Annotated in this window: 23 protein-coding genes, 1 tRNA gene and 1 pseudogene; 10 read left to right on the forward strand and 15 right to left on the reverse strand. The window is 54.5% G+C overall.

Features of this window, described 5'->3' with window-relative positions; translation table 11 throughout:
* Positions 1-14: 14 nt before the first annotated feature.
* Positions 15-2,252, forward strand: a complete 2,238-nt coding sequence (locus ACZ5GQ_RS01255; protein ID WP_498856852.1) for a hypothetical protein — start codon at positions 15-17, stop codon at positions 2,250-2,252.
* On the opposite strand, the gene ACZ5GQ_RS01260 is transcribed toward ACZ5GQ_RS01255, so the two are convergent.
* The 3 genes from ACZ5GQ_RS01260 to ACZ5GQ_RS01270 all read right to left on the reverse strand — a co-directional run bounded on the left by ACZ5GQ_RS01260 (position 2,238) and on the right by ACZ5GQ_RS01270 (position 4,348).
* A complete protein-coding gene (locus ACZ5GQ_RS01260; protein ID WP_498856853.1) occupies positions 2,238-3,179 on the reverse strand; it encodes a (Fe-S)-binding protein in 942 nt (313 codons plus the stop codon). The genes ACZ5GQ_RS01255 and ACZ5GQ_RS01260 overlap by 15 nt on opposite strands.
* A complete protein-coding gene (locus tag ACZ5GQ_RS01265; protein WP_498856854.1) occupies positions 3,176-3,499 on the reverse strand; it encodes a (Fe-S)-binding protein in 324 nt (107 codons plus the stop codon). Before ACZ5GQ_RS01265 ends, ACZ5GQ_RS01260 begins: the two co-directional genes overlap by 4 nt.
* A 66-nt stretch (positions 3,500-3,565) precedes the next feature.
* Positions 3,566-4,348, reverse strand: coding sequence for a radical SAM protein (locus ACZ5GQ_RS01270; protein WP_498856855.1), 783 nt, complete (start codon positions 4,346-4,348; stop codon positions 3,566-3,568).
* Between the two features lie 122 nt (positions 4,349-4,470).
* On the opposite strand from ACZ5GQ_RS01270, the gene ACZ5GQ_RS01275 reads away from it, so the two are divergent.
* Positions 4,471-5,325 (forward strand): hypothetical protein, encoded by an 855-nt coding sequence (locus tag ACZ5GQ_RS01275; protein ID WP_498856856.1) that lies wholly within the window; start codon positions 4,471-4,473, stop codon positions 5,323-5,325.
* Here ACZ5GQ_RS01275 and ACZ5GQ_RS01280 read toward each other — a convergent pair.
* A complete protein-coding gene (locus ACZ5GQ_RS01280) occupies positions 5,255-6,127 on the reverse strand; it encodes a hypothetical protein (protein WP_498856857.1) in 873 nt (290 codons plus the stop codon). The two genes, ACZ5GQ_RS01275 and ACZ5GQ_RS01280, sit on opposite strands and share 71 nt — an antisense overlap.
* A 363-nt stretch (positions 6,128-6,490) precedes the next feature.
* Here ACZ5GQ_RS01280 and ACZ5GQ_RS01285 point away from each other — a divergent pair.
* A pseudogene (locus ACZ5GQ_RS01285) lies at positions 6,491-9,423 on the forward strand (adenosylcobalamin-dependent ribonucleoside-diphosphate reductase).
* A 90-nt stretch (positions 9,424-9,513) separates the two neighbouring features.
* Positions 9,514-10,050 (forward strand): S24/S26 family peptidase, encoded by a 537-nt coding sequence (locus ACZ5GQ_RS01290; protein WP_498856858.1) that lies wholly within the window; start codon positions 9,514-9,516, stop codon positions 10,048-10,050.
* A 4-nt stretch (positions 10,051-10,054) separates the two neighbouring features.
* On the opposite strand, the gene ACZ5GQ_RS01295 is transcribed toward ACZ5GQ_RS01290, so the two are convergent.
* The 5 genes from ACZ5GQ_RS01295 to ACZ5GQ_RS01315 all read right to left on the reverse strand — a co-directional run bounded on the left by ACZ5GQ_RS01295 (position 10,055) and on the right by ACZ5GQ_RS01315 (position 13,414).
* On the reverse strand, positions 10,055-11,845 hold the full coding sequence (locus ACZ5GQ_RS01295) for a DNA topoisomerase I (protein ID WP_498856859.1): 1,791 nt from the start codon (positions 11,843-11,845) through the stop codon (positions 10,055-10,057).
* Positions 11,803-12,081, reverse strand: coding sequence for a hypothetical protein (locus ACZ5GQ_RS01300; protein ID WP_498856860.1), 279 nt, complete (start codon positions 12,079-12,081; stop codon positions 11,803-11,805). The genes ACZ5GQ_RS01295 and ACZ5GQ_RS01300 overlap by 43 nt, the downstream gene beginning before the upstream one ends.
* Before the next feature lie 165 nt (positions 12,082-12,246).
* A complete protein-coding gene (locus tag ACZ5GQ_RS01305) occupies positions 12,247-12,564 on the reverse strand; it encodes a hypothetical protein (protein WP_498856861.1) in 318 nt (105 codons plus the stop codon).
* A 55-nt stretch (positions 12,565-12,619) separates the two neighbouring features.
* A complete protein-coding gene (locus tag ACZ5GQ_RS01310; RefSeq protein WP_013266345.1) occupies positions 12,620-12,919 on the reverse strand; it encodes a 50S ribosomal protein L21e in 300 nt (99 codons plus the stop codon).
* Between the two features lie 207 nt (positions 12,920-13,126).
* On the reverse strand, positions 13,127-13,414 hold the full coding sequence (locus ACZ5GQ_RS01315) for a DNA-directed RNA polymerase subunit K (protein WP_498856862.1): 288 nt from the start codon (positions 13,412-13,414) through the stop codon (positions 13,127-13,129).
* 92 nt (positions 13,415-13,506) lie between these two features.
* On the opposite strand from ACZ5GQ_RS01315, the gene ACZ5GQ_RS01320 reads away from it, so the two are divergent.
* Positions 13,507-13,920, forward strand: a complete 414-nt coding sequence (locus ACZ5GQ_RS01320) for a hypothetical protein (RefSeq protein WP_498856863.1) — start codon at positions 13,507-13,509, stop codon at positions 13,918-13,920.
* Positions 13,921-13,970: 50 nt separating this feature from the next.
* On the opposite strand, the gene ACZ5GQ_RS01325 is transcribed toward ACZ5GQ_RS01320, so the two are convergent.
* Positions 13,971-14,366, reverse strand: coding sequence for a hypothetical protein (locus ACZ5GQ_RS01325; RefSeq protein ID WP_498857335.1), 396 nt, complete (start codon positions 14,364-14,366; stop codon positions 13,971-13,973).
* A gap of 133 nt (positions 14,367-14,499) precedes the next feature.
* On the opposite strand from ACZ5GQ_RS01325, the gene pyrH reads away from it, so the two are divergent.
* On the forward strand, positions 14,500-15,189 hold the full coding sequence (pyrH, locus tag ACZ5GQ_RS01330; protein WP_498856864.1) for an amino acid kinase family protein: 690 nt from the start codon (positions 14,500-14,502) through the stop codon (positions 15,187-15,189).
* Positions 15,190-15,258: 69 nt separating this feature from the next.
* Here pyrH and ACZ5GQ_RS01335 read toward each other — a convergent pair whose 3' ends face one another.
* Genes ACZ5GQ_RS01335 through ACZ5GQ_RS01350 form a run of 4 tightly spaced genes read right to left on the reverse strand, consistent with a single transcriptional unit; the run spans position 15,259 to position 19,407 of the window.
* Positions 15,259-16,662, reverse strand: coding sequence for a V-type ATP synthase subunit B (locus ACZ5GQ_RS01335; protein WP_498856865.1), 1,404 nt, complete (start codon positions 16,660-16,662; stop codon positions 15,259-15,261).
* A complete protein-coding gene (locus tag ACZ5GQ_RS01340; protein WP_498856866.1) occupies positions 16,659-18,464 on the reverse strand; it encodes a V-type ATP synthase subunit A in 1,806 nt (601 codons plus the stop codon). Before ACZ5GQ_RS01340 ends, ACZ5GQ_RS01335 begins: the two co-directional genes overlap by 4 nt.
* 2 nt (positions 18,465-18,466) lie before the next feature.
* Positions 18,467-19,066 carry a V-type ATP synthase subunit E gene (locus ACZ5GQ_RS01345; RefSeq protein WP_498856867.1) on the reverse strand — a complete coding sequence of 200 codons (600 nt, stop codon included), beginning with the start codon at positions 19,064-19,066 and terminating at the stop codon, positions 18,467-18,469.
* Positions 19,067-19,071: 5 nt separating this feature from the next.
* Complete coding sequence (locus tag ACZ5GQ_RS01350; protein ID WP_498856868.1) at positions 19,072-19,407, reverse strand: V-type ATP synthase subunit F; 336 nt, start codon at positions 19,405-19,407, stop codon at positions 19,072-19,074.
* A 135-nt stretch (positions 19,408-19,542) separates the two neighbouring features.
* Between ACZ5GQ_RS01350 and ACZ5GQ_RS01355 the strand changes: the two genes are divergently transcribed.
* The 4 genes from ACZ5GQ_RS01355 to ACZ5GQ_RS01370 all read left to right on the forward strand — a co-directional run bounded on the left by ACZ5GQ_RS01355 (position 19,543) and on the right by ACZ5GQ_RS01370 (position 24,349).
* Positions 19,543-21,606, forward strand: a complete 2,064-nt coding sequence (locus ACZ5GQ_RS01355) for a V-type ATP synthase subunit I (protein ID WP_498856869.1) — start codon at positions 19,543-19,545, stop codon at positions 21,604-21,606.
* 160 nt (positions 21,607-21,766) lie between these two features.
* Positions 21,767-22,264: a PadR family transcriptional regulator gene (locus tag ACZ5GQ_RS01360; RefSeq protein WP_498856870.1), complete on the forward strand. Its 498-nt coding sequence runs from the start codon at positions 21,767-21,769 to the stop codon at positions 22,262-22,264.
* 67 nt (positions 22,265-22,331) lie between these two features.
* On the forward strand, positions 22,332-23,186 hold the full coding sequence (locus ACZ5GQ_RS01365) for an SAM-dependent methyltransferase (RefSeq protein ID WP_498856871.1): 855 nt from the start codon (positions 22,332-22,334) through the stop codon (positions 23,184-23,186).
* Between the two features lie 65 nt (positions 23,187-23,251).
* The gene (locus tag ACZ5GQ_RS01370) at positions 23,252-24,349 is read left to right on the forward strand and encodes a site-2 protease family protein (RefSeq protein WP_498856872.1); all 1,098 of its coding nucleotides are present in this window, start codon (positions 23,252-23,254) and stop codon (positions 24,347-24,349) included.
* Here ACZ5GQ_RS01370 and ACZ5GQ_RS01375 read toward each other — a convergent pair.
* Positions 24,328-24,405, reverse strand: a tRNA-Val gene (locus tag ACZ5GQ_RS01375). The genes ACZ5GQ_RS01370 and ACZ5GQ_RS01375 overlap by 22 nt on opposite strands.
* Between the last annotated feature and the right edge of the window lie 21 nt (positions 24,406-24,426).

Below are 24,426 nucleotides of genomic sequence, written 5' to 3' on the forward strand. Positions count from 1 at the left end.
ATGGGATACTTGATATGAGTACTAAGGAGTTCAACAGACCGCTTGTATTACTGATAGGGTTTAATCTAATAGCCCTCTCGGTCATGGTCTATGGAGCCTACGGTACTGATGTCAACGCTGGCCTCTTCATGAATTACCCCTTCCCCTATTATGTCCCCTACCCTGCTGCCGTGGCAACTGCATTCTTGCTCTTCGCAGTAGGCCTCGGCCTGATGTTGCTGTCAAGCATTATAGTTAACAGAAGACTTGAGAGAAAGGTATCGCTTATCTCGATGATAATCGCTGGCGCCTCAGGCGTCATGGCTTTTCTGATATACTTACACGGCAAAATAATAGTAAGCGGAGGTCGCGAGGACTCCTACGTAATTCAAATAGAGGCTGCCAAGGAGCTGCTAAGAGGTTTTAACCCCTACTTAGTTAACTACTCAGGCTTCCTGCTGTCGAGGACCTCCATAAACAAGCTGACGCTTATCTACCAGGCCGGGCCTCCTTACAATGCTTCCCATGCCATAGGCTTCGTCTCGTCGCTTGACTACCCGGCCTTCTCCTTCCTTTACTATGTTCCGGCAGTGCTGCTGCGAGTGCCAGGCAATGTATGGGACTCCGCGGTTCTTGGGGCTGCCTTGGCAGTCCTATATTTAAGGCTCAGGCAGGCCGGAAGGGACCTCTTTCCCTTGGTGGCGGCATCAGGGGCCCTATACATGATAATGGATCCGGCGACCTTTGACCCCATAACTGGCTGGCTGGCACCCGCCATTCTGATGGTTGCGTTTGCAGACAACCCAGTGATAGCCGGCGCCATGATAGGCCTCGCAGCCTCGTACAGGCAGTACGCAGCCGCGCTGGCATTCATCTACTTCCCGCTGTCGCTTAGAAGGCTTGGCAGATCAAGCGCATTGAAGGGGGTGTTCTCGACACTAATCACTGTTACCGCAATAAACTTGCCTTTCCTTATCAGCTCACCACACGTCTTCATAAATGACGTGCTGCTCCCAGCGAGGCTTAACCTTGACCTGGAGGGCTTTGGCGTCTCAAGCGTCTATTTCGTATCGCACCTAATGTTGCCAAAGCTATGGCTTGACATAGCAGCGGTCTTGATCCTTATAATGGGATCAGTACTCACCTACCTGTTTTATGAGGAGTTAGGCGCTGCAGCGTTCATCTTTCCGGCGCTCGCCTTCTTCACTTACCCACGGCCGCTTTACTCCTACTGGCTCTGGTTCCCCTTCATTGGACTTCTCGCCTCCCTTACTAAAGTCGAGGACAGCGAGAGCCCTTTGACCAGGTCCGTCTCGCTAGAGGGTTTGGGCATAGCCTCAATCATAGCTGCTACGTCATTTTACGCTACTGGGACGCTGAGTCTGCTCAGCGTTGCTGTGCTTTTAACGTCACTAACTATGACGGCCCTCCTGCCGCGGGTTGGAGCCGTCTTGAGGTCAAATGAGCTGCTAGACGATATTGCCGCTGCGCTCGTCCTTCCCATAGGCCTAGGTCTCGCGGCCCTTGTAGCCAGGAGCTACATCTCATGGCCCATCGTAATGGTCTCGACTGTGATCAAGGGACCGCCAGCTTTAATCTACGACTTAAATAACGGGCTGCCGCTGGCCTTCAGGTCCTTTGAGTACGGCTCCTTTTGGCCTCCTAAGGTTGCTGGCCTTCCTCCAGCAGTAGCCCTGGGGGCCTCAGTAACAGGCTCCTTGGCGATGCTCTCGGCTATGTTAATTGTGTCTTCACGTAACGACAACCTCGCGTTGTTGCGTGCTGCCGCCCTGATGGACAGCGCCGCAGCAATCCCGTTACTGGAACCTGGACCCTTAACTTCAGCTGCTGCCCTGGCCTTAGTTATAGCTATAGCCTTCTATGCCAAGAGGAAGCCTTATAGTACAGTTGCTTCGCTTATACTTGGTGCGGCCACATTCCTTACCCCTGCAGCCCTGTCCCTCTGGATAGTCGCTGTGGCCGCCAAGGTTAGAAGGAGTCGCAGCCGCATCATCAATAACGCCGCGGTGTACGTAACCTCTGCAGCCATCAGCACTGCCGTAGGGGTTTACTTCGGGACGTCATGGATCCTTGAGCTGACAAAGCTCCCGTCGGCCTTCATATCATTGGTTCTGGCCGTAGCGTTGCCCCTGATTTATGTAGCAGCCTCACACGCCGATAGAGCGGCTCCGCTGGTCGCTGCCATGCCATCTGCTGTGCTGGGCCAAGGTATCATAGTAGCGTCGCTAGCAGTTATGTCACTGCTTGACTAAGCCGCCCAGGACCAGCGCTATGTCTATTATAGACCCTCCAGCCCGCCTTAGGTTGCTCAGGCATATGGGGCACATGGCTATTGCCTTCTCAGAGGCCTCCCTTAGTTCCCTAACTCTCCTTGCTGCTACGGCCTCGGCTAGCCCAGGCGACAGGGATTCCACTGGCCCGCCACAGCACGAGGTTCTAATACCGTGGTTCCTTGGCTCAACCAGCGACACGCCCGCCTCTTTAAGCAGAGACCTGACCTTGTCGGCAAGGCCCAGGTCCCTTGCGTATATGCACGAGTCGTGGATTGTAGCCTTAATCTGAGAGGAGAGCCTAGGTTTGACAACCTCTAGGTAACTGATAACCTTAACATCAAGGCCCACGAGGTCCTTATAGTGCATTAGCGTGAGGGTGGTGTGCGGGTCCACTGTTATTATGGCCTCAATCCCTTCCTTGGACTCTATGGCCTTAGCTACCTTTGCCGCATGTTCTTTGAGCCCATCGGTTATCCCATAATCAAACAACAGGGCGCCGCTGTACATGTCGGAGACGGCGGGGTCATAGGCGAAATCTATACGCGAATTCATCAGCAGGGAGGCTATTGACCTGAGAATTCCGTTGTATTCTTCCACCTCGCGAGGATCAGGCCTCACGAGCCCCTGAAGGTAGGAGGGCCTCAGCCTTGCGAGACCCTCAGCCACGTCGAGCAGGTTAGATAGGCCCCGCGACTCCATGAGGCTGAGTAACCTAACAGTTGCATTGATGTAAGGCACGAGCTGGTAAAGCGCCCCTGTGAACAGGAGGTACTTGCCGCTGCCCTTAAGGCCAAGGCCCTGTGACCAGCGGGAGGCGAAGTCAGGCGGCGCTGGCACAGGATAACCTGTGAGGAGGGTGTAAGTCCTCATGAACCTAAGCACTGAGGATATCTTAAGCCCCCTCATCTTGTCCTCACCGTTGCGCTGGATTCTATCACGGCATCACCCCACAACATAGCCCTGGCCATTCTCATTAGGTCCCCAACCCTGATCCTGGCAGGACATACTGTAGAACAGGCGTTACAGAGCAGGCAGCTGTAAAAGCTTGACAAAACTTCATCGCTTAGCTCGGCGCGGCCCTCGAGGAGCTCTCTCAGCAGTGTTACTCTGCCCCTGGGGCCGTAACCCCTATGAGGCCCAAAGGGCTGAGTGGGGCAGACGCTCTCGCAAAAGCCGCAGTACACGCATTTACTAGCTTCCTCTAGCAGCCTCTCCCTGTAGCTCAAGCGCCCTCATCGCCTAAAGTTGCCTAGCCCCTATTCATGTTTACCGCGATGCCTGTCGTGAGTGAGTCATATCATGCTGACGGGTATATTGTCTGGAGTCACGGCTCTCCTGGGCTTCAGCCCTAGCCTCCTAAGCTGCTCCTCAACGTGCCGGTAAAGTATGACGTACTCCCAATCTACGTCGGTGAGCCTTTCATCTATGGATGCGAGCCTCTTTACAAAGTCCCTTATCGAATTATCGTCGCTGAACCCTATCATGGCGGCCGCGTAGACCTCCCTGCCGGGCTCCATGCCCGCTGAGACGAGGTTCTCAATGGCCCTAAACTGAAGCTCGAAGAAGTCCGCCCTGGCCCCTGTGAGCCTGTGGAACTCCTCGGCGTTGGTGCCCTTAAATGACACCCTCACCACTACGTTAGAGTGAGCCGCAAGGTCCTTAGCGTACGAGGGGTCCCATCCTATTAGGAGGCCGTTGGTCTCAAGTATAAAGGTAATCCCTTTCTCATCAAAGAGCTTTATGAGGTCTAGCAGATGCTTCCTGCTTATGGTAGGCTCTGCGCCGCTCAGCCTAACCTGGGTGAATCCCTTAGACTTGGCTATTGAATATATGGCGTTAAAGGCCTGCTGGGGGGACATAAACTTGCCCAAGGAGATGTTATCCCTAAAGCGCCAGCTCCAGCAAAAACCGCAGGACAGGTCACAGCCTATGACGTCGCCAGTGGCTATGCCGCCATACCATCTGTCAGCCCTGAACCTATAGTACAGCCTCCACTCAACGCCGTCGACCTCCCTTGTCACTAGCCTCCTGAGGGCCTCGGCCCTCTGAATGGGATCATAACCCTCCTGGCTCAACTCTGCTCGCCTGTACCGTGCTGACGACGCCCTAAACGCCTGAAGCCTGAACGGTGATGTTTGTGCACTGAACTGCTAGCCCTAATTACCTTCCCTGAACTCTGACCTAGTGGATGTGAAGCTTGCCTAGGGGCAGAAGAAGGCAGCGCGCAGAGGAGCCCCAGGACGCCGCTGCCGCTGCGCAGAGAAGGCGCAGATCTTCATCAACGATCAGGAGGGGCACCAGTGAGGAGGACATAAAAGCCATAGCGGAGTCCCTCTCCTCAAAGCTAATACCAGCCCTAGGGCTTGACCTAATAGGCCTGCAGCCGGCCGACATAAAGGACCTAGTGTACTCAATTGTAAGCTCGCTGGCGGAGTCCAGGTCATCCAAGCTGACCGAGGACGCGGCCATGAAGAGGATCGTCGCTATGAAGGACAACGTCCTTAAGGCGGTGTCGGCCTCCCTGCTCTCGAGGGGGCAGCGCCTCACCAGGGAGCAGCTGGAGTTCATAGTAGCCTACGCGCCCGAGATGGCCGGCAGGGCAGCCCCCTACCTGTACAGGGAGGCCCTGAGGCTGAAGGCAGATGACATAATTGACAGCCTCAGGTCCCTCTGGTCCCAGTACGGCAACCCAACGCCTGTCGAGTGCCCCAGGTGCGGCTTCAGGGCCGTGACCCCAGACCTCACATGCATGGTCTGCGGGGCTGAGCTAAGTGAGGGTGAGATTAAGAAGCACATAGAGTTTGAGAAGGTCCTTGAGTCACTGGCGACAAGGCTTCACCCGAGGCTCTTAGAGGAAATAGTCTCAGCTGGCTACATAGTGCTTGATGACGACGTGAAGCCCCCTAGCCTTGCGCCGAGGCAAGGCTACGCGCTGATCCTGCACCTAAACAGGTCCGAGAAGGAGCTCCTGCAGAAGCTCCTCAGTAGCCGCGGCCAGGCCCAGGGGACTGAGAGCCAACAACAGTTACCCTCAGGCCCTCAAGCCCCATAGCCCTGCAGTGTACGCACAAGCCTCCTTCAGAGGCGCCGCCGCAAACTGGACAAGTTGATGTGACGGGGGTTGCCAGATGATTAATAAGCTCCTCAGAGCTGTGGTCAAGCTCTGGCCTCCCAGCGACTGAAAGGTAAATGTCCTTAACTGTAATTATTGCCCTGCAGGCTGGCTGTACCTCGCTAAACCCCTCAAGGAACTCTGCGGCCCTCACAACCTCGTCCTCAAGCCTATAGAAGGCGTTTACCACCTTGACTCTGCCTACGCTGAGAACCTCCATGGACTCTGTGCGCCCTATTCCCCCATCAGTCATGAGAGACTCAAGAAGCACCAGCGTTGAGGCGGTCCTGGCGAGCGGCATGACTATTATGTCAGCGCCCAGCTGCTCCGAGACCCTAAGCGACCACGACCTGTCGTACCTAATGCATGAAACTATGCTCGAACTCCTTGGGGGAGGGGGGTCAACAGTTGCACTGACCACTTCAACTGGGTGAGGCAGGCCTTCAAGCAGGCCTTCAAGCCCGTGATAAAAGTTTGGCAGAAGCACATAAATCTTGGACTTAAACCTTCGCTCCACGTGCGCTAACACCTTGGCTGCAAGCATGGAGCTTGACGGGGAAAATGATGTTATAGGCACGACAAACCTGCTGTCCTCCCTGGCGCCGGCCCTGCTGAGGGTTCTCGCCATAGACCTCTCAAGGAGCCTGAAGAGGCACCTCTCGCACAGCCTTTCGCCGCTGGAAGCCCTATAGTATTTAGCCTGCCTGACGCCGCAGACGCTGCAGGTTCCTGGAGCCTCCAAGGCCTGCCGCACGCGCTTTAAGTTTCAGTGAAAGTTATAGGTATTCGGCGGGCCGTGCGAATAATAGGACTACGCCCAGCCTAAAGACGGCCCCCTGGATATATAAACGGGGCTCGAACATTGCAGCCCAAGTACATCAGCAATGCAGGATACGGTACTACCGCTGATGCCTATGAGTCATACCGGGTTCCTCGCTTTAGTGCCAGCCATGCTAGCTATTGCTTGACCCTAAGGCAGCGAGAGCTCCGCGGTTTCTGGTCAATTGTAGTCCTATCGAAGCTGAGGTTCCTCCCACGTAATGGCAGTCACAAAAGAGCCTCGGCTGACACATGTTCTTTGCTAGCATACTGAGGTGAAGATACTATGAGCAGCGATGCAAAGCAGCTGGAGCTCATAAGGGCCTCGCTGACAAGGCCTGAGCTTGAGAGCGAGGCCAAGAAGCTGCTCCTCTTAGACATATACTCAGAGGTTAGGCAAGCCTACAGTGGACGCGCCCCCAACGGCGGCAAGCTATCAGAGCTTCCTGAGTGCGTAAACAGCGTATGTGAAGATGACATGAAGTTCACCTATAACGCGATCAGGGTCCTCATGAGCAGGTACATGACTAAGGACCTGAGGGGCAGGTACGTAGAGACCCCCTCAATGGTTATGAGGAGGGTGGCCCTGGGCTTCAGCGAGAGGGTTGACCCCGAGGCCCTCTACAGGGCCATGATAGAGGGCAGGTTCATGTTTAACTCGCCGACGCTCTTCAACATGTACGCTGACGGCGCTAAGGGCGCCTGAGCGCCTGCTATGTGACCCCTGTATATGATGACATGAGGGGCATAATGGATGGCCTCACGGTCCAGGTCATGACGTTCAAGTACGGCGGCGGGGAGGGCTTCAGCTTCTCCGAGCTGAGGCCAAGGGGCGACGTGGTGGCTGGGACCAGCGGCGTGGCTAGCGGCCCCCTCAGCTTCATGAGACTCTACGACGTATCGACCGACGTCGTCAAGCAGGGGGGCAAGAGAAGGGGGGCAAACATGGGTATCCTGCACGACTGGCACCCTGACCTCTACAACCCAGACTTCGACCCGTGGAAGGCGCTGGCCTCGACGCTGCCCCCACAGGTTAGCGCTATACTGGAGCAGTACAGGAGGACCCTTGAACAGCTTGAGAAGGATGGCTATTACGAGGTTGACAAGACAGCTCTTGATGCGCTCATAAAGCTGACCTCAGGATGGCAGAGCCCCGAGGAGGCGGGCTTCATACAGGCCAAGAGGGCGCCCATGCAGGACGCCTTCCTGACCAACTTTAACATAAGCGTCGGAACTCACGACGCGTTCATGGAGGCTGTCATAAACGGCCAGGAGTGGTGGATGGTGAACCCGAGGTACAGTGACGAGGGCGACGGAATCTACAGGCTGCACTACTCCGTCTCAAGGGCAACGGGCGAGGGAAGGGCCCTGAGGGTGCTCCGGGAGAGCGGGATAGAGACGCCCTACATGAACGTGTTTGAGGACGTCATGGAGAGGGCCAAGTCAAGGATACCCAGAGACGTGGACACCTCCAGGAGGAACCCGCACGGCTGGCACTACCCTGCCAGGAGGCTGTGGGAGGAGATAGTCAGGGGCGCCTGGGAGGGCGGCGACCCAGGCATGATATTCCTCGACAACCACAACAAGTGGGTCCCGACCCCGTGGCTCGGGGCGGTGGCGGCGACTAACCCGTGCGGCGAGGAGCCCCTGTACCCCTACGAGAGCTGCAACCTGGGCTCCCTCAGCCTTGACAAGTACGTCAGGGATGGCAGGTTTGACCTGGAGGCCTTCGCCAGGGACGTGGACCTGGCCGTTGACGGCCTTGACGCGGTGATAGACTACAACAGGCAGCCCGACCCCAGGCAGGACATGGTGAACAAGTTCACGAGGAAGGTGGGCCTAGGGATAATGGGGCTCGCCAACGCCCTGGCCAGGCTCGGCATACCTTACGACAGCGAGGAGGCAGTGGCCTTCACCATGATAGCCATGGCAATGATAGAGGCGGAGGCCTGGAAGAGGAGCTGGGAGCTGGGGGCGAAGCTCGGCCACGCCCCAGCCTTCGAGTGCAGGAGGTTCGACTGGAGGGAGCTCAGGTGCGTGGAGAAGGCCAGCCCAGAGGAGACCGTGAACCTGCTGACGCCGGCCCTGCTGAAGGCGGCTGAGGTCGCAGGCGTGAGGGACGGCTGGCTGGTGGTCAAGTACCACGACGTCAGGCTAAGCGACTATATAGTTAGCCAGCTGGAGGGCGAGACCGCCAGGAGGGTGCTGCCAGACGGCTCAGTGAGACTGCTGAAGCTTGAGGCCCTGGGGAGGGTCCTGAGGGACGTCTTCGGGGTCACCGAGGCGACGCTCACCGAGGCGAAGAGGATGAGGCCGGAGGAGCTGGCCGGCAGCCCGAGGCACATGCTGGCCATGGCAATATACGACCCTGCTGGGCTCTGGGAGGCCCTGAAGGCCTACGGCAGGTCGCTCGGCGCCAGGGCCCCCAGGCACACTGCTGTTAACACCACAGCGCCGACTGGTACCATCTCTATAATTGCCGGCACCACGAGCGGCATAGAGCCTTACTTCGCCCTTGTGTACCTGAGGAGGGTCACGATAGGGGAGCTATGGGAGGTGGTCAAGGAGTTCAGGGACAGGCTCTACTCTGCCATAGCAGAGGCCGGGGCCCCCGCCGAGCTTGGCGAGAGGCTGCTTGAGGCCATATCTAGGCACAAGGGCAGCCTGAGGTGGGCGCTGGAGGACGTCGAGAAGGCCATAAGAGACGCCCAGATGCAGGAGGTTGACGGAAGAATTGTTAAGGCCAGCTGGGACGCCGAGAAGCTGATAGCGAGAATTAAGGAGCTTGCCAGGCTCTTCGCCACCAGCATGGACTTTGACGTGTGGTACCACATAGCCCACCAGGCCGCGGCCCAGCTCTACACTGACCAGGCCATAAGCAAGACGGTGAACCTGCCCAGGGACGCCAGCGTTAACGCTGTGGCCACCGCCTACATGGCTGCGTGGCTCACGGGCCTCAAGGGGGTCACCATCTACAGGGACGAGAGCAAGGGCGTGCAGGTCATCTACTTCGGCGGACAGCAACGCGAGCTCAACAGGGTTCCTGTGAGGCTGCTCAGGAAGCCAAGCATGAGGATGGCTCTAATAAAGAGGTCCATGAGCGCCGAGGAGGCCTTAGCTGACGAGAAGCTGGGCGGCCTCTTCAAGATAAAGAGGGATAGCAACATAGTGGAAGTCGAGTCTGATGAAAATAGCACGTGTAAAACCTGCAACCTTTAACCACTTTTTCATTACTAGAACGAACTCACCATTTCACAAACGAAGGTAAACCATTTAAAGGTGCTCAAAGAAGGTTTCCTACGAGCTGTCATGTCCCAGGACCCTAAGGCCGAAAGGGGAAGGTCAAAGGCCGCTCCTTTAGGATCCGCTGCCCTTGTAATAGTTATAATAGCATTGATGGCGCTTCTGGCCTACTGGCACATAGCCTATGGCCTTCAGGCGGTTGTAGTTGACGGCAGGAGCATGTTACCAACTCTTCAGACAGGCGATATAGTATTTATAGAGAAAGTTAATCCTGCAGACATAAGAGTTGGCGATGTAATAGTGTACAGATTCACGGGCAACTTTTACGGCATATACCTTGATAACGCGCTCATAATTCACAGGGTGATTTATAGGTACTATCACAATGGGATATTATGTTTCGTCACTAAAGGCGACAACAACCCATTTCCTGACCCAGGTTACCCATCGATATGCGGCACTGTAAACATAGATGGCTACGAGGTCGGTGGAACTCCATACTTTTATGTCAAAGGGGTGGTTATAGGGGGTCAGCACCCCCTAGTGATACCTTACATAGGCGGGCTCTCATTGATGTTTCACCCTTCATCACAACAGCCCTAGGCCCTCACTTCCCTGACTTCATTACTGCCGCCACCTCCCTGACCCATTTGCCTGTGAGCTTGCTGCTGGAAATTTTGTTAAGCGCCTCCTCCCTGCTAACCCCAAGCCTTCTAGCCACCTCATCTATGTTCTCCTCTAGATTCCTCTTGGCAGCTAGGTGCAGCTCGCAGAGGTTCTGGCTAACCGCTGGCCTTCCACATATGAAGCACCTGTCCTTGGGTCTAACCTTGCCTATGAACTCGGCCAAGTAGGTGCCCATCACCTTTATGTTATTATTTAGCTGCCTCATAACAAGCTCCGATATGTACTTCTTGGCCCTGTTCACCACCTCCTCCCTGCTCGCCTTTCCCATAGATATTTCATCAAGTAGGCCCTCAAACTCCCTGGTTAGCGAGACGCTCATAAGCTCAGGGGCCACCTCGCTGAGCACTTTGTAAACCGCGTAGCCTAAGTTTGTTATCTCCGTGTACGACCCCCTCGATACTATGAAGCCCCTCCTGTAGAGAGTCTCTATAATTCTAGCCCTGGTGCCCTTGGTGCCCAGGTTGTTCGCCTCCATCCATTCAAGTAAGGAGAGCCTGCTCAGCTTGACCCCAGGGCCGCTCCATGAAACCCTGACGGTTATTGACCTAACTAGGGGCCTGTCGCCCCTGTTTATTACAGGGAGCTGTGACTCGCTGAACTTGTGGAACGGATAGTATTTAAGCCACCCCTCCTCGCTCACGTTCAGACCTCGGGCTTCCCACCTCCTCGCCTTGACGTCCATGAGTACCGCTGACGTTGTGTTGAGTACGGCAGGCCGCGCGAAGGCCGCCATGAACCTCCTCACGATGAGGTCATATATGGCCTCGTGGATCTTGTCAAGCCCTGTAGGTCGCTCGCCGGTGGGGTATATGGCTGGGTGCGCAGGGTCGTCTGCGGGCCCCTCGCGTGGCCTCAGGACACCCCCGGTCTCCCTTAGCAGGTCACTGACGAGCCCCTTATACCTGGGCTGCCTGGCTATACTGTCAAGGACCTCCCTATAGTTAAGCGTGGGGGGCAGCTTCTCGCTGTTGGTCCTTGGGTAACTTATCAGGGCGGCCAGGTAAAGGTCCTCAGCGACCTCCTGTGTCCTGTATGGGGAAAGGCCGTAGATTCTCGCCGCCTCCTTCTGCAGGTCTGTTAAATTAAAGGGGGGCGGAGGCCTTATGCTCTCTGAAGCCTTGCTTACCGACGCCACCTCCATATACTTGCCTTCCTTTACCTCTCTTGCAACCTCCCTGGCCTCCGCCACCGTGTCAACGGACCAGCCCAGCGGGTACGCCGTGAACTCAACGCCCCTGTGAAGTAGCTTAGCTGCCAGCGAGGGCTGTGGGAGTGGCACGTGCGTATTTATTTTGACCCACCTCCTCACGGCCTCAGCCAAGGTTGGGGTCTGTACGCGGCCTGCGCTAAGTGAAAGCCTTTCCCCCGTCACCTCCCTGTATGATTTCATCAGCAACCTTGAGACGTTTATACCCCAGAGCCAGTCAAGCTCCGCTCTGGCTATGCCAGCCATGGCGTTGTTAATGTCGAGCGGCAGAAGCCTCTTGAAGGCCTGCCTGAGCTCTGCGACGGTCAGGCTGGAGAACTTCATCCTTTTAGCCCTTGACCTGTCGCCGAAGGCCTCTATTATCTTGTAACCTATGGTGCTCCCTTCTATATCATAGTCGCATGCGTTTATGAAATATCTGGCCTTGGGCACTAGCCTGGAGAGGACCTCGTAATAGGGCTTCAGATACTTTGACCTCCTGTCGAAGCACAGAGGGGCTCCCACTTTATCGTGACGACTGGAAGGCCATCTACGTCAGTTGAGGGCCCAAACATGTGCCCTGCGCTTGAAACCACAACTATGTTGGTGCCATTTACATCAAGTATGTAAACGGGGACCCTGTTTATAGTGCATTTCAGCGGGTTTCCAAGAGCATGGGCAATTTTATCCGCGGCCTTGGGCTTCTCTGCTATTATAATGTCGTAGTACTGTGGTACGCTGCAGCTCTTGTTAGGGCGCAACCTTGTTACCCTACATTTAAGCTAAGGGTCCAAGGCAGGAAGAAAAGGAGATAAGGAGCCCCTCAAGGTAAGAGCGACGCACCGAAAGCCCTTTTACCTCTTGAGCGATGCGAGGCCGACATAAGTAGACCCCTGGATATGCCCATTAGGCACCCGCGGGCCTGTTTACTTTAAAGGCTGCGGAGAGCACACCTTGGAGAGCGCCTCCTTAACCTTGGCTAAGAGCTCCTCGTTTATTTCGAGACCTTCCTTCGAGCTAAGTATAGCATTTATATAGCCGTCCTCGTTAGGGCACATATTGACAAGCTGTACAGCTAGGTACTCGTCTAGGCCCTCCTTGACTAACGAATCCACTGCTTCCCTAGCCGCCGCCGGGTCCGCCGTCCCAAACTGCTTGAGGTACTGCCAAGTCCTATCCTGGGTTGGGTTTAAGGCACCGCCGCTCTCAGCAATTCTATCTTCAAGGATCTTGCGCTTCGGCATATGTTAGGTACCTCCTGCTCTCTATCCTCCTTAACATGGCTAAGAAGCACCCCCCTCAGGCCTTAAGAGGCCTGAGGTGAGCGGCATACGTTATTATGGTCTTCACACTGTCGCCCACAGGAACAGAGACCACGTAGGCCCTTCCCCTGACGCCCACTATAGTGCCTGTGAGGCCGTGGTAGCGCCTGTGCGGCATACCCTTATGGAACGACGGGTCTATCTTTATAGCTACCTTATCACCTACCTTATATGGGTAGAACATTACGCTGGCCCTTGGTATTGCCCCCTTCTCACGTACATCCTTAGTTAAGAGTTTCCTTGTCCTATGTCTGTAGCCCTTAGGCGCCTTGACCATGCAGTGTCACCAAACCTTCTTTTACCTGCCTTTAACTATTTAAAAGCGTTGTTGCCTGTTCACTGCATTTGCTCTGCGCCACAGGTCCTGCTTTTTGATAAAATTGCTGTCCTATAATTGATATCATTGAGGCATGGCATTAATGAAAGTCTCCGACCTCCATGGGTTATGGCCTACGCTTGAGGAGTTTATCCCGCGTTAGTTAGGCTACTGATCCTGCAACAGAAGCTTGACAGGTATTATCTGAACAGCGCCAGAAGGCGTGTACCTTACGATGGACACTGGAAGGAGCCCATGATCTAGCTCATAGGCCGCTATTTCCACCGGGTCCCTCCTTACATTGACCTTGTCAACGTCAACTAGGGGCAGGGCGCCGTTGTCAAGTTGAAGGGCCCTTAGCCCTATGATCTTAGCCCTCTCATACTTCGTAAGATAGGGGGGTCCTATGACTATCTCCTCCTTACTCGTCGGGTGCAGCTTAACTTGTTCGGGCACTGGATGCACCTGCTCTTTCTAACATTTGTTATGTTGTTTTAAATTTTTAACTCACGCTTCAGCACTTAACCAAATCACTGAGGAGGGCCCCCGTGAGCGAGGACCAGGAGGAGCCAAAGGAGGCTGAGTCTGAAGAGACCACTAACGAGGGGAGCAGTGAGGCCGAGAGCGAGAGTACGAGTGAGGAGGAGGTAGAGGCCTTAGAGTACAAGGTCAGCAGCCCTGAGCTCTTACAGATAATGCTTGACGCGTTCGATATACTCGAGGAGGCCGAGGAGGGCAAGATAAGCGTGGACGAGGCCAAAGCCCTTTACCTTGAGAAGGTAGAGGACGCCCTCAAGAAGGTTGGCGAGAGCGTAAAGAAGAGACGGAGGAGGGGTTCAAGGTCTAAGCAGGCCACCACTAGGAAATCCTCGTCGCGGAAGAGAAGAAGGAGCTCAAAGAGTAAGGAGAGCAAGGAAGGAGAGGAGGGCCCCTCACAGAAGGGGCCAGAGGCCGGCTCCTGAAGGGCCGTTTTAAGCTCGGAGATCCCTTTTCTTTTACAATTTTACTGTCGTTACTTAGCCTTGAGGAGTTGCATCAGGTCAAACCTTTTGACCTCCACGTCAAAGCCTAACGACTTCAGCGAATCTATGATAACGTTCTCATCGACTCTCCTATCAAACGTGACAACTACTTCCTTCGAGGAGCCCTCCTTTATCAGCTTCAGGCTGTCGACAACAACAGCACCTCTTATCATATCACTTATGTCTTTGTCCGGTACCACGTAGTCCTTAAACTTCTTCTGTTGGAACTCATAAAACTCGTCAAAGTTTCTTACTATCCTGAGGGACTCCATAACGTCCTTAGACTCTATGTTGAGCCTCTTACTGACGTCAACTATAAGCCTCTCAGCGACGTCTAAGGGAACCTTCACACTCTTGTACTTGCCCATGTCAACTTCGAGCGTCACGGACGCCAACTTTAGCACCAGGCTAGCGAGGAGCGCGTGAGCTTTTAGCCTTGATGTGACTACAGAATCCTGCCGATGATGTAGGTTAAAAGCAGTGAGGGGTGAACGGGGCTAGGCGGCTGAGGCTGATAGCATGAACAGGGAGAGGGTGGCAGTTGTGAAGCTCAGCGGCTCGCTAGTAAGCCCTCCTTCGCCCCTGTACCTGAGGCTTCTCAGGGAGTCAGTTGAGAAGGTCAGGAGCTCCGGGTGGAGGCTAGGCATAGTAGTGGGCGGAGGGAGCACTGCCAGGTCTTACATAACGGCGCTCAGAGAGCTGGGGGCCCCTGAGTCCATACTTGATGAGATAGGCATAGAGTCGGCCATACTTAATGCCATGGCAGTCGCGTCAGCCCTTTACCCGTACTCACCCATAGACATACCGAGGAACGTCAGGGAGGCCCTTACTGTGTTTGAGGAGGGCCTCATACCTGTCCTTGGGGGCCTTCAGCCGGGCCACAGCACTAACGCTGTTGCAGCAGTCCTAGCTGAAACTATAGGGGCTGGTCTGCTGCTTAACCTACTTAATGGCGTGGCTGGGGTCTACGCTGGCGGCGCTCCAGGAGAGCCTGGAGCAAGACTACTGAAAACTGCCACATATGACGAGCTTGAGAATATCATAAGGGACAAGAGAAGCCTGGCCGGCACCTATGAGCTCTTCGACTCCGTGGCGCTTAGCGTCGTTAGGAGGAGTCGCATAAAGGTGAGGTTTATAGACGGAAGGGATCCAGGAGTTATACAAAGAGTTCTGCTGAACCAGGAAGACCTGGGCACCCTGGTCAGCTAAAGCTTATTATGTACTACGATAAAGCTAGTAAAGCATAACGCCACAAAAGCAAAGTTAAAGCTTCAGGACTCAAGAGGACCCCTGCGACCTGTACTTGGGGTGATACTTCTTTATCATCTCTTCCCTGATATTAGTTAGCTCGTCCTCAGGCAGCTCAGCCAGTATTTCCCATGCTAGATCTAGGGTCTGCTCTATTGAGCGGTTCTCCCTCAGGCCCTGCGACAGGAACTTCTTCTCGAAGAGGTCAGCGAACTTCAGGAACCTCCTCTCCGTCTCGCTGAGGCTCTCCTCGCCTATCACGGCTGCCAGGCTTCTGAGCTCCACTCCCCTGCTGTAGGCAGCGTAAAGCTGATCACTCACCTGAGCGTGATCCTCCCTGGTCTTGCCAGCACCTATGCCCTCCTTCATCAGCCTCGAGAGGCTCATAAGCACGTTGATCGGCGGATATATGCCTCTGTTATAGAGGTCTCTGCTCAGGACTATCTGACCCTCAGTTATGTAGCCAGTGAGGTCAGGTATGGGGTGCGTGATGTCGTCATTAGGCATGGTTAGTATGGGCATCTGAGTTATGCTTCCTTTCCTGCCGTGAACCCTGCCGGCCCTCTCGTAGATGCTTGCCAGGTCGCTGTACATGTAGCCTGGGTAGCCCTGCCTGCCCGGCACCTCCTCCCTTGCCGCACTGATCTCTCTAAGGGCCTCCGCGTAGTTAGTCATGTCAGTTAATATCACCAGGACGTGCATGTCGTTTTCATAAGCTAGATACTCGGCCAGCGTCAGAGCAGCCCTTGGAGTCACGAGCCTCAGCATTGCAGGCTCGTCTGCTAAGTTAACGAACATAGCCACCCTCTTCATAGCGCCCGTCTCTTCGAAGAACTTCCTGAAGAACATGTAATCATCGTACTTTACGCCTATGGCTGCAAAGACCACGCTGAACTCCTCTTCCTCACCCCTTACTGTGGCCTGCCTAGCTATCTGCGCGGCGAGCTCGTTATGGGGCAGGCCAGTGCCGCTGAATATAGGAAGTTTCTGACCCCTCACCAGGGTGTTCATGCCATCTATGGCGCTCACGCCCGTCTGTATGAAGTCCTCAGGGTAGGCCCTAACAGCTGGATTTATGGGCGAGCCGTTAATGTCATATTTCTCCTCAGCTATTATGTCCGGGCCCCCGTCTATGGGTCTTCCGAGCGCGTCAAAGGTTCTGCCGAGCATATCAGCTGACACAGGCATCTCGAGAGTTCTGCCCAGGAACCTGACCCTGGCCCCTGTGGTCGAGATGCCCGTAGTTCCCTCGAAGACCTGAACTACTGCGGTATTGCCGGCTACTTCAAGCACCCTGCCTCTGCGTCTCTCGCCGTTACTGAGCTCGACCTCAACTATCTCATCAAAGGCTACCCTGCTGACGCCCTCCACTATGAGCAGGGGACCCCTGATCTCAGAGATCCTACTGTACTCCCTGGCTCCTAGGACGCTCATGCCTGGCCACCCCCAAGGTTATTTATAATGTTAACAATGTCCCGCGTCATCTTGTCTATTTCATCAACCTTATCGTTAGGTATGGTGAACCTGGCCCTCATCATGTAGCTGTACATCCTACCAAGGGAGTCCTTTATCTTGCTCACTGGCACATTTCTCTTTACTGCGTCGCTGGCAGCCCTGTAGAACTCAACGAACATGCGCATCAGCGCCATCTGCTTTTGCACCGTTGTAAACGTATCTATGGGGTCGAAGGCGTTCTGCTTCAGCAGGCCCTCCTTTATGAGCCTGGCCGCCTCAAGTATTAGCTTATCCTGCTCGCTGAGGCCTTCAGTACCAATGAGCCTGACTATCTCCCTGAGCTCGTTCTCCCTTATCAAAATGTTCATCACCTCCTGCCTGTACTCACTCCAGTGTGGGTCCACGTTCTTGTGCCACCACTCGGCCACGGTATCCGAGTAAGCGCTATAGCTCGTTATCCAGTTGATCGCTGGGTAGTGCCTGCTGTAGGCCAAGGCCGTGTCAAGTGCCCAGAAGACCTTAGTGAACCTCCTGGTGTGAGTCGTCACTGGCTCCGTGAAGTCGCCGCCTGGCGGACTAACGGCACCTATAACAGTGACGCTGCCAAACCTGCCGGGGTTGCCCAGGGCCCTAACCCTTCCTGCCCTCTCGTAGAACTCGGCTAGCCTTGAGGCGAGGTAACTTGGGTAGCCCTCCTCTGCGGGCATCTCCTCAAGTCTTCCAGCCATCTCCCTGAGGGCCTCTGCCCACCTGCTGGTAGAGTCGGCCACAAGAAGCACGTCATACCCCATGTCACGGTAGTACTCGCCCATTGTTATGCCCACATAAATGCTTGCCTCCCTGGCGGCCACGGGCATATTGCTCGTGTTAGCCACCAGTATGCTCCTCTCCATGAGCGGCCTTCCGGTCCACGGATCCTTATAGGTTGGGAACTTGTCAAGGACCTCGGTCATCTCGTTGCCCCTCTCGCCGCAACCTATGTATATTATGACGTTAGCTGATGACCACTGCGCCAGGTTATGCAGGGTCACGGTCTTTCCAGTGCCGAAGCCCCCAGGTATCATGCCGGTGCCTCCCTTAGCCATGGGGAACAGGAGGTCTATGATCCTCATACCAGTTATGAGGGGCTCCGTCGGCTCAAGCTTCTGTACATATGGCCTTGGCTGCCTCACAGGCCACCTCTGGTACATGTAGAGCTGCCTTATCTCGCCGCCGCCAACGTCAACCTCAGCTATGGGGTCTACGATAGTGTAATCGCCCTCGCTTGCTATCCACTTCACGGTTCCCTCAACGTTAGGAGGCACCAGTATCTTGTGCTGGATTATGGGCGTCTCCTCCACCACGCCAATTATATCTCCAGGTCCAACCTTATCGCCGGGCTTAACAGCATCTGACGGCGTGAAGTGCCACTTCTTGTCCCTTGGTATCGGAGGTACGTTGACTCCCCTCTCCACAAATATGCTTCTCGCTGGGTTAGTCTTAGCTATTGCAGCTACTATGCTGGGAAGAGGCCTTTGGACGCCGTCGAATATGCTGCCGATGAGCCCAGGACCAAGGTCTACGCTTAGCGGAGCCCCCGTTCCCTCTACAGGCTCCCCAGGCCTGAGGCCGCTAGTCGACTCATAGACCTGTATGTAGGCCATATCGCCCCTAATCCTCGTGACCTCGCCTATGAGTCCCTCCTCGCCAACTCTGACTACCTCAAACATCTGAACCCCTGTCATGCCCTCAGCTACAACCAGCGGTCCCGATATCCTGTATATCCTTCCCCTTACTACCATCGTCACTCACTTCCAAATAATGTCCTTGAGGCCAGCCCCCTCAAAGACGAGAGGTTCTCCTTTATAAACTGATCAATAGAGTAGTCCACCCTTAGACTGCCATCCTTAGAGATCGCTATAAGGCCGCCCGTGATGTCCACGCCCTGTTCGGAAAGCTCGAGGGTGGGGTAAGCCTTTATCATGTCAGAGACCAACTTCCTGTCATCCTTGTTAACTTGTAAAATAAAGCCGCCATACTCCTTTGACTCCTCGGCGAGCTCCTCAATTACAGACTTTAAGTACTTAGTGTACCACTCCCCCCTGTCCGACCTCAGCCTTGACGTGGCCTCGTCTATCACCTCATTTATTGTTCTATCCTTTATCTCGTCCTCCTTAAGTTTAACTTGAAGGTCTGCGGCAGCCATGTCACTCCTGAGCCTCTCCTTAAGCTCCGCAGCCTTAGCCTCTATGGCGTCCCTTAGCCTCTTCTCAGCGTCATTATAGGAGCTTAAGAGTAGCTTCTCCGCGGCGCCTTCTGCCTCGCTTAACATTGAGTCAAAGCTGGCTAACTTCTTTTTAATTATGTCTGATGCCACCCTGTCTGGATTTCCGCTTATGCTCATCTTGCTCACCCTAAACCAAGGGCCTCAGCCAGCAGCTTTTCTATATTAATAGGCTCCGACCTGGCCCACTTAGTAGGGAGTATAAGAAGCGTTGCGCCATATTGTCGCGCTACTTCCTTCAGAGAGCTCTCGTCCGACACCACATGCTTGAGAGCAATGATTAGCCTTGTGCCCTTAGAGGCCGCCTGCCTAACGGCTTCTTCAGCGCTGCGCTGGTCACGGGCTTCGATCACCTCCATGCCTATCATCCTGAAAAGGGATAGTGTCTCCTTGTCACCAACTACTACGACGTTTGACTCCTCGCCCGCTGACATCAACAATAGGCCCTTGCTTTTTACCATATAAGCTAGTTTTAAAGCTTTTGATGCATTCATTTTTATTTTAATTAACTTCTTGGGGTCCTTGAGATAGATGCGCAGCGGCGCTTCCTGTGAAGTTTAAAATGCCCTTCAGCACAGAGAGCCCCTGAGAAAACTATGATAATTGCAAACAGGCTTGAAGAGGTGCTCATAGCAATACCTAACGAGCATTACGACCGTGCAGTGGCTGCCCTGGCTTCCCTGGGGATATTCCACGTGGAAGAGCCCTCGGGAGACCTCTCAAGGTATGTCAACCGCAGCTACAGGCACTTGATGACAGAGTCCACGGAGCTCAAGTCAAGGCTTGAGGGGTTCTTTAAGGCAGCCGGGCTTGCGCCGTCGAGTAATGTCAACATAACTATAAAGGTCAGCAGCTGGGAGGAGACCTTTAATAACGTGGTTAAGGTTCACAGGGATCTTGAGAGGGACCTCGAGAAGCTCTCTACGAGGGCCACGGAGCTCACTGCCCGCATAGCGGAGCTTCAAAACATTGTCACTGCCCTTGAGCCCTTCAAGCGCCTCTCGTCCGATGTTAGGTCCGCCTGGGAGGGCAGCGACCTAAAGGCCGCAGTTGGCATAATAAGCGCCGCGCAGCTGGGCATCGCTATGAATATAGTCAACAAGAGGGGACTGATCTCTGCAGTCGAACTAATAGATAAGGATACAGCGATATTCGCCATGGCGGGCGAGGCCGGCCAGGTCAGGGACGCCGCAACGGAGCTCACGAGGTCCCTTGGCTGGAGGCAGCTAGTCCTGCCACCCGACCTCCCTGGATCACCATCTCAGGCCGCCTCCCAGGTGGGCGACGAGCTCTCCAAGCTGAGCTCTGAACTGGAAGACGTAAAGAGGGAAATTAGAAAGAGGCTGCCAGAGCTCGAGGAGTACTATGCCGAGGTCTCCGCGCTCTCTGAAGTCTTTAAGATACTGAGCTACTCCGCCAGGACCGAGACCATTACTTTCATACACGGCTTTGTAGACGTCAAAGACTCCAAGAGACTCAGGGAGTCGCTGGATGTGTGCTGCAACGGCTCCTACATGGTTTTGAGCCTCGGATTTAAGAGGGGGGAGAGCTACGTCCCCTCAAAGGTTGAGCTTCCAGGCTACTTCAGGTGGTTCCAGAGCATAGTTGACATGTATGGAACCCCCTCAAATAACGAGATAGTGCCGACGCTCTTCCTTGCGATTACAATGCCAATTATATTTGGACTCATGTTCCCTGACATAGGCCATGGCCTCTTGGTGCTCCTCTTTGCGCTGCTTTACATACTTCCAAGAAGCAGGGACCTCGGCAAGGTGGTTGCCATACTAGGTGCCGCCGGCATGATAGCGGGCTTCTTTGCAGGCGAGTTCTTCGGCCCCATCCCAGCCCACTTAGTGGGACTTGACGCGTTTTGGAGATCGCTAGGGTTCAAGGTGCCGCCGCTCGAGTCACCCGTGGCGGAGGCCTACGAGCACCCAAGCAGCAACTACACCATGCTTCTCTTCGATGAGATCTTAGACCTGTCATTCTGGATAGGAGGCTTTATGCTGGTATTTGGCAACGCCCTTGGAGTTGCTGACGACCTAATAAGCCATGACTATGAGGACCTGATCGCCAGGAGGGCCCCGCTGCTGCTGCTCTTCCTCGCAGCAGACCTACCGTTCCTAGTGTACTTCAACGCTTATAAGGCAGGCTACGTAATAGAGCTGGCAGTCTTCGACCTGGGCCACGGAGGCCCCATGGAGTCCTTCGTCTTCTACGGTGGCGTAGCCTCTATAATATGGCTTGTGCTGGGCGATGGCATATACAAGGCTTCCGTGGGGGAGGGCTTCAGGCTTGACCCGTATGAGAGCTTCCTAGGGGTCTTTGAGGGATTAATAATGGCTCTCGGCAACACCATAAGCTTCTTAAGGATCATGGGCCTCAGCCTGGCCCATGCAGGGCTCATGGTAGGATTCACGGTACTCACGTACGTAGTTCTTACGTCGCACCCAACGCCCTACACAATAGCTGCAGCGACTGTAATCTACATAATAGGTAACCTGTTGACTGCAGGGCTTGAAGGCATAGTAGCGTTCGCTCATGACCTAAGGCTTCACTTCTACGAGTGGTTCAACAAGTTCTACAGAGGTCTTGGAATACCATTTAACCCAATAAGGATACCGGGAGTTACCTTTGTAATCCTTCCCTCCTCTAGCTAAAGCTAGGCGCTGTGAGGAGAGCTGGTATTACCGAGAAGGCGTGAGGAGTGACACCAGGGCTGAGCGCCTGAAAGTAAAGGCAACCTTTAGATAATAAAAGATATATATGCTTGTTACACTTAGATTTAAATGAGGCAGCTGCAAGGAGACGGGATACTCCATGACTGAAACTGAGGAAACGAAAGGCGCAGTAAGATATAGGGACACGCTAATATGGTTCATGCTCTTCATACTCTCAGAGAAGCCCATGCATGGCTATGAGATAATAAAGAAGATTAGAGAGCTCACCATGAATCAGTGGAAGCCCGCCGCAGGCTCCATATACCCGCTCCTGAGCTATATGAAAGACCTCGGGCTCGTAGACATAGCTGATATCGAGGAGAGTAACGTAAGGGGTGGCAAGAAGATAACTTATATGCTTACTGAGAAGGGTTGGGAAGAGTTCAGGGAGCTGCTGCTAAAGAAGAGTGACCTCTACATGAACTTCCTCAGCTCTATAGTTAAGAGCTCGATAAGACGCCTGAGGGAGCATGGATATAGCAAGGACGCTGACCTCTTGTGCAGCCGTCTCAATAGCTGGGTCAAGGAACTTGCTGAGAGCGCTTACTCTGAATGTGGCGATTTAAAAGCGGCCAACCAGCCCAACGATAAACAGTAAAGCCTTCCACCAGCTATCTGTGAGCTTTTAACTAGCCTTCGTGCCTTTCAAGATATTAGGGGCCTCCATGTTAATCCTCGTGGGCGGCGGCCTAAGGGAGTCTCAGCTAACTAGGGAGGCCGAGGAAGCAATAAGGGGTGCTGACATAGTTATAGTAGAGACCTACACAATGCCTTCAAGTAGATGGCTTCCTGCTGCTATCAGGAAGCTTAACAGTAACGTAAGGGAGGCCTCAAGGTCTGATCTGGAGGAAATGTCATCAAATATAGTTGACCTAGCCTCAAAGCTTAAGGTTGCCCTCGTGGTTCCTGGGGACCCTCTAATAGCTACCACCCACAGCTCGCTGGTAGTGGAGAGCGCAAGGAAGGGGGTCAGAGTCAAAATTATAAGTGGAATCTCCGGCCCCTGCTCCGTGGAGTCGCTCCTTGGCCTTCATTTCTACAAGTTCGGCAGGGCCGTAACTTTGCCAGGGCCCTGGAGGGGGGTAAGCGCGGAGGAGGCCGCCCTGGGGCTGCTGGGCAACTTATGTCATGACCTTCACACCCTATTACTCCTTGACGTGTCACCTGAGGGCCTTAGTCTAAGCCCCTCTGAGGCCATCAAGGAGCTAAAGGGATCGCTTAGGAAGCTAATTGGGACTAGGCTGGACACGCTGATGAACATTATAGTGCTGCTGGTTTCCATAGGTGAGGACGCCGTTGTAAAGCAGTTTACCCTTGGCAGCGCGGATTTCATCCCTAACGTCGACGTTGGAAGCCTTGTGATACCGACCAAGCTACATGTAAGCGAGAGGGAGTTCCTTCACTATGTGTACTCGATCCCAGAGAATGCCATGATATCTCATAACAGGCTCTTACAGAACTTTGATGCATGTAGTGCCTACAGCGAGGCGCTCAAAATAATGTATTCCGACAGCTACTGAGGAGGCATCATGAAGTAGGTTTAATTAAATCCGGGGTACTTCTGCGCCTGGGGAACCTGGAAAAGATGGATTACCAACAAGACCCTGTATATCAGATAGCGGCAAAGTACATGGACTTGGCAGACCGCGCGGAGCTTGAGGGCGGAGCCGTTAAGTACAAAGTTATAGGGGTCAGAGGGGACCTGATAAGCTCCTTCAAGTCACTCTACAAGGATCTCGTTAAGGTAGGCCTGGCGCCAGCCCTCAGGAAGGAGGGCGATGGGTCTCTTACGCTGATAGTTACTAAGTACAGCAGCGGCTCTAACCTGGCGTTACTAATAGGTCTTGCTGCCTTCACTATAGTGACGGTTTACCTATCAGGAATGGCCCTCACAGGGCTGCCAGGCGGAGGTAGCCTAACGCCGCTGCTTTACATGGCAGGGCTCCTGGGCCCTCTCCTAATACATGAGGCAGGCCACTGGGTCTTTATGAGAAGGTTCAACGTGCCCAGAAGCCCGCCTTACCTATTACCTGCGCCGCCGCTACAGCTAGGCTTCCTTGGAACGCTGGGGGCCGTGATAAACATGAAGTGGATACCTGCAACGGCTGACGAGCTGGCCCTCATAGGGGTAGCCGGTCCCTTGGCCGGATTTCTTGCAGCAATACCGGTGGCGCTGCTGGGACTTCACATGTCTGCCCTAGTTCCGGCCGCAGCAGTGCCCCCTAGCTCCTCCCTGCCAGCAGTGCCTGTGATCATGGACCTCCTTCTAGCGTTCATACATACGCCGTCAGGCTACGTGGTGGAAATGTCCCCCCTCTCCTTTGCGGCCTATATAGTGTTCTTCGTGACGTTCCTTAACTTGATCCCTGTTGGTCAGCTGGATGGGGGCCATGTGCTAAGGGCTGCCCTGGGCGAGAGGGGCCACATGCTAATCTCACTGGTGTTTGTTGTAACGCTGCTAGTTGCAGGCCTCTACCTGCCGACCTTAGGCCTCTTTGGGATAATAGCGCTGTTCCTACTGCTACTCACCAGGGGCAGGCACCCTGGACCTGCAATGGAGACCTCTAAGCTCTCATGGCCTGGCATACTTGCCATAATAATATATGGCCTGCTTCTATGCTTACCCTTCCAATACCCGCATAACGCGAGTTTACCTTCAGGTGGTGGGCCCGGCCGGACTTGAACCGGCGACCTCCGCCGTGTAAGGGCGGCGTCCTATCCAGTCTAGACGACGGGCCCACGACCTCGGCTCCTTGCCGG

The sequence above is a fragment of the Caldococcus noboribetus genome (assembly GCF_055389385.1).

What these genes read in the sequence shown, in the direction of transcription:
- ACZ5GQ_RS01355 (WP_498856869.1), top strand. Translation starts at nt 19,543, where the DNA reads ATGATAATTGCAAACAGGCTTGAAGAGGTGCTCATAGCAATACCTAAC.
- ACZ5GQ_RS01360 (WP_498856870.1), top strand. Translation starts at nt 21,767, where the DNA reads ATGACTGAAACTGAGGAAACGAAAGGCGCAGTAAGATATAGGGACACG.
- ACZ5GQ_RS01310 (WP_013266345.1), bottom strand. Translation starts at nt 12,919, where the DNA reads ATGGTCAAGGCGCCTAAGGGCTACAGACATAGGACAAGGAAACTCTTA.
- ACZ5GQ_RS01305 (WP_498856861.1), bottom strand. Translation starts at nt 12,564, where the DNA reads ATGCCGAAGCGCAAGATCCTTGAAGATAGAATTGCTGAGAGCGGCGGT.
- ACZ5GQ_RS01260 (WP_498856853.1), bottom strand. Translation starts at nt 3,179, where the DNA reads ATGAGGGGGCTTAAGATATCCTCAGTGCTTAGGTTCATGAGGACTTAC.
- pyrH (WP_498856864.1), top strand. Translation starts at nt 14,500, where the DNA reads ATGAACAGGGAGAGGGTGGCAGTTGTGAAGCTCAGCGGCTCGCTAGTA.
- ACZ5GQ_RS01255 (WP_498856852.1), top strand. Translation starts at nt 15, where the DNA reads ATGAGTACTAAGGAGTTCAACAGACCGCTTGTATTACTGATAGGGTTT.
- ACZ5GQ_RS01365 (WP_498856871.1), top strand. Translation starts at nt 22,332, where the DNA reads ATGTTAATCCTCGTGGGCGGCGGCCTAAGGGAGTCTCAGCTAACTAGG.
- ACZ5GQ_RS01340 (WP_498856866.1), bottom strand. Translation starts at nt 18,464, where the DNA reads ATGGTAGTAAGGGGAAGGATATACAGGATATCGGGACCGCTGGTTGTA.
- ACZ5GQ_RS01350 (WP_498856868.1), bottom strand. Translation starts at nt 19,407, where the DNA reads ATGGTAAAAAGCAAGGGCCTATTGTTGATGTCAGCGGGCGAGGAGTCA.
- ACZ5GQ_RS01335 (WP_498856865.1), bottom strand. Translation starts at nt 16,662, where the DNA reads ATGAGCGTCCTAGGAGCCAGGGAGTACAGTAGGATCTCTGAGATCAGG.
- ACZ5GQ_RS01345 (WP_498856867.1), bottom strand. Translation starts at nt 19,066, where the DNA reads ATGAGCATAAGCGGAAATCCAGACAGGGTGGCATCAGACATAATTAAA.
- ACZ5GQ_RS01370 (WP_498856872.1), top strand. Translation starts at nt 23,252, where the DNA reads ATGGATTACCAACAAGACCCTGTATATCAGATAGCGGCAAAGTACATG.
- ACZ5GQ_RS01290 (WP_498856858.1), top strand. Translation starts at nt 9,514, where the DNA reads ATGTCCCAGGACCCTAAGGCCGAAAGGGGAAGGTCAAAGGCCGCTCCT.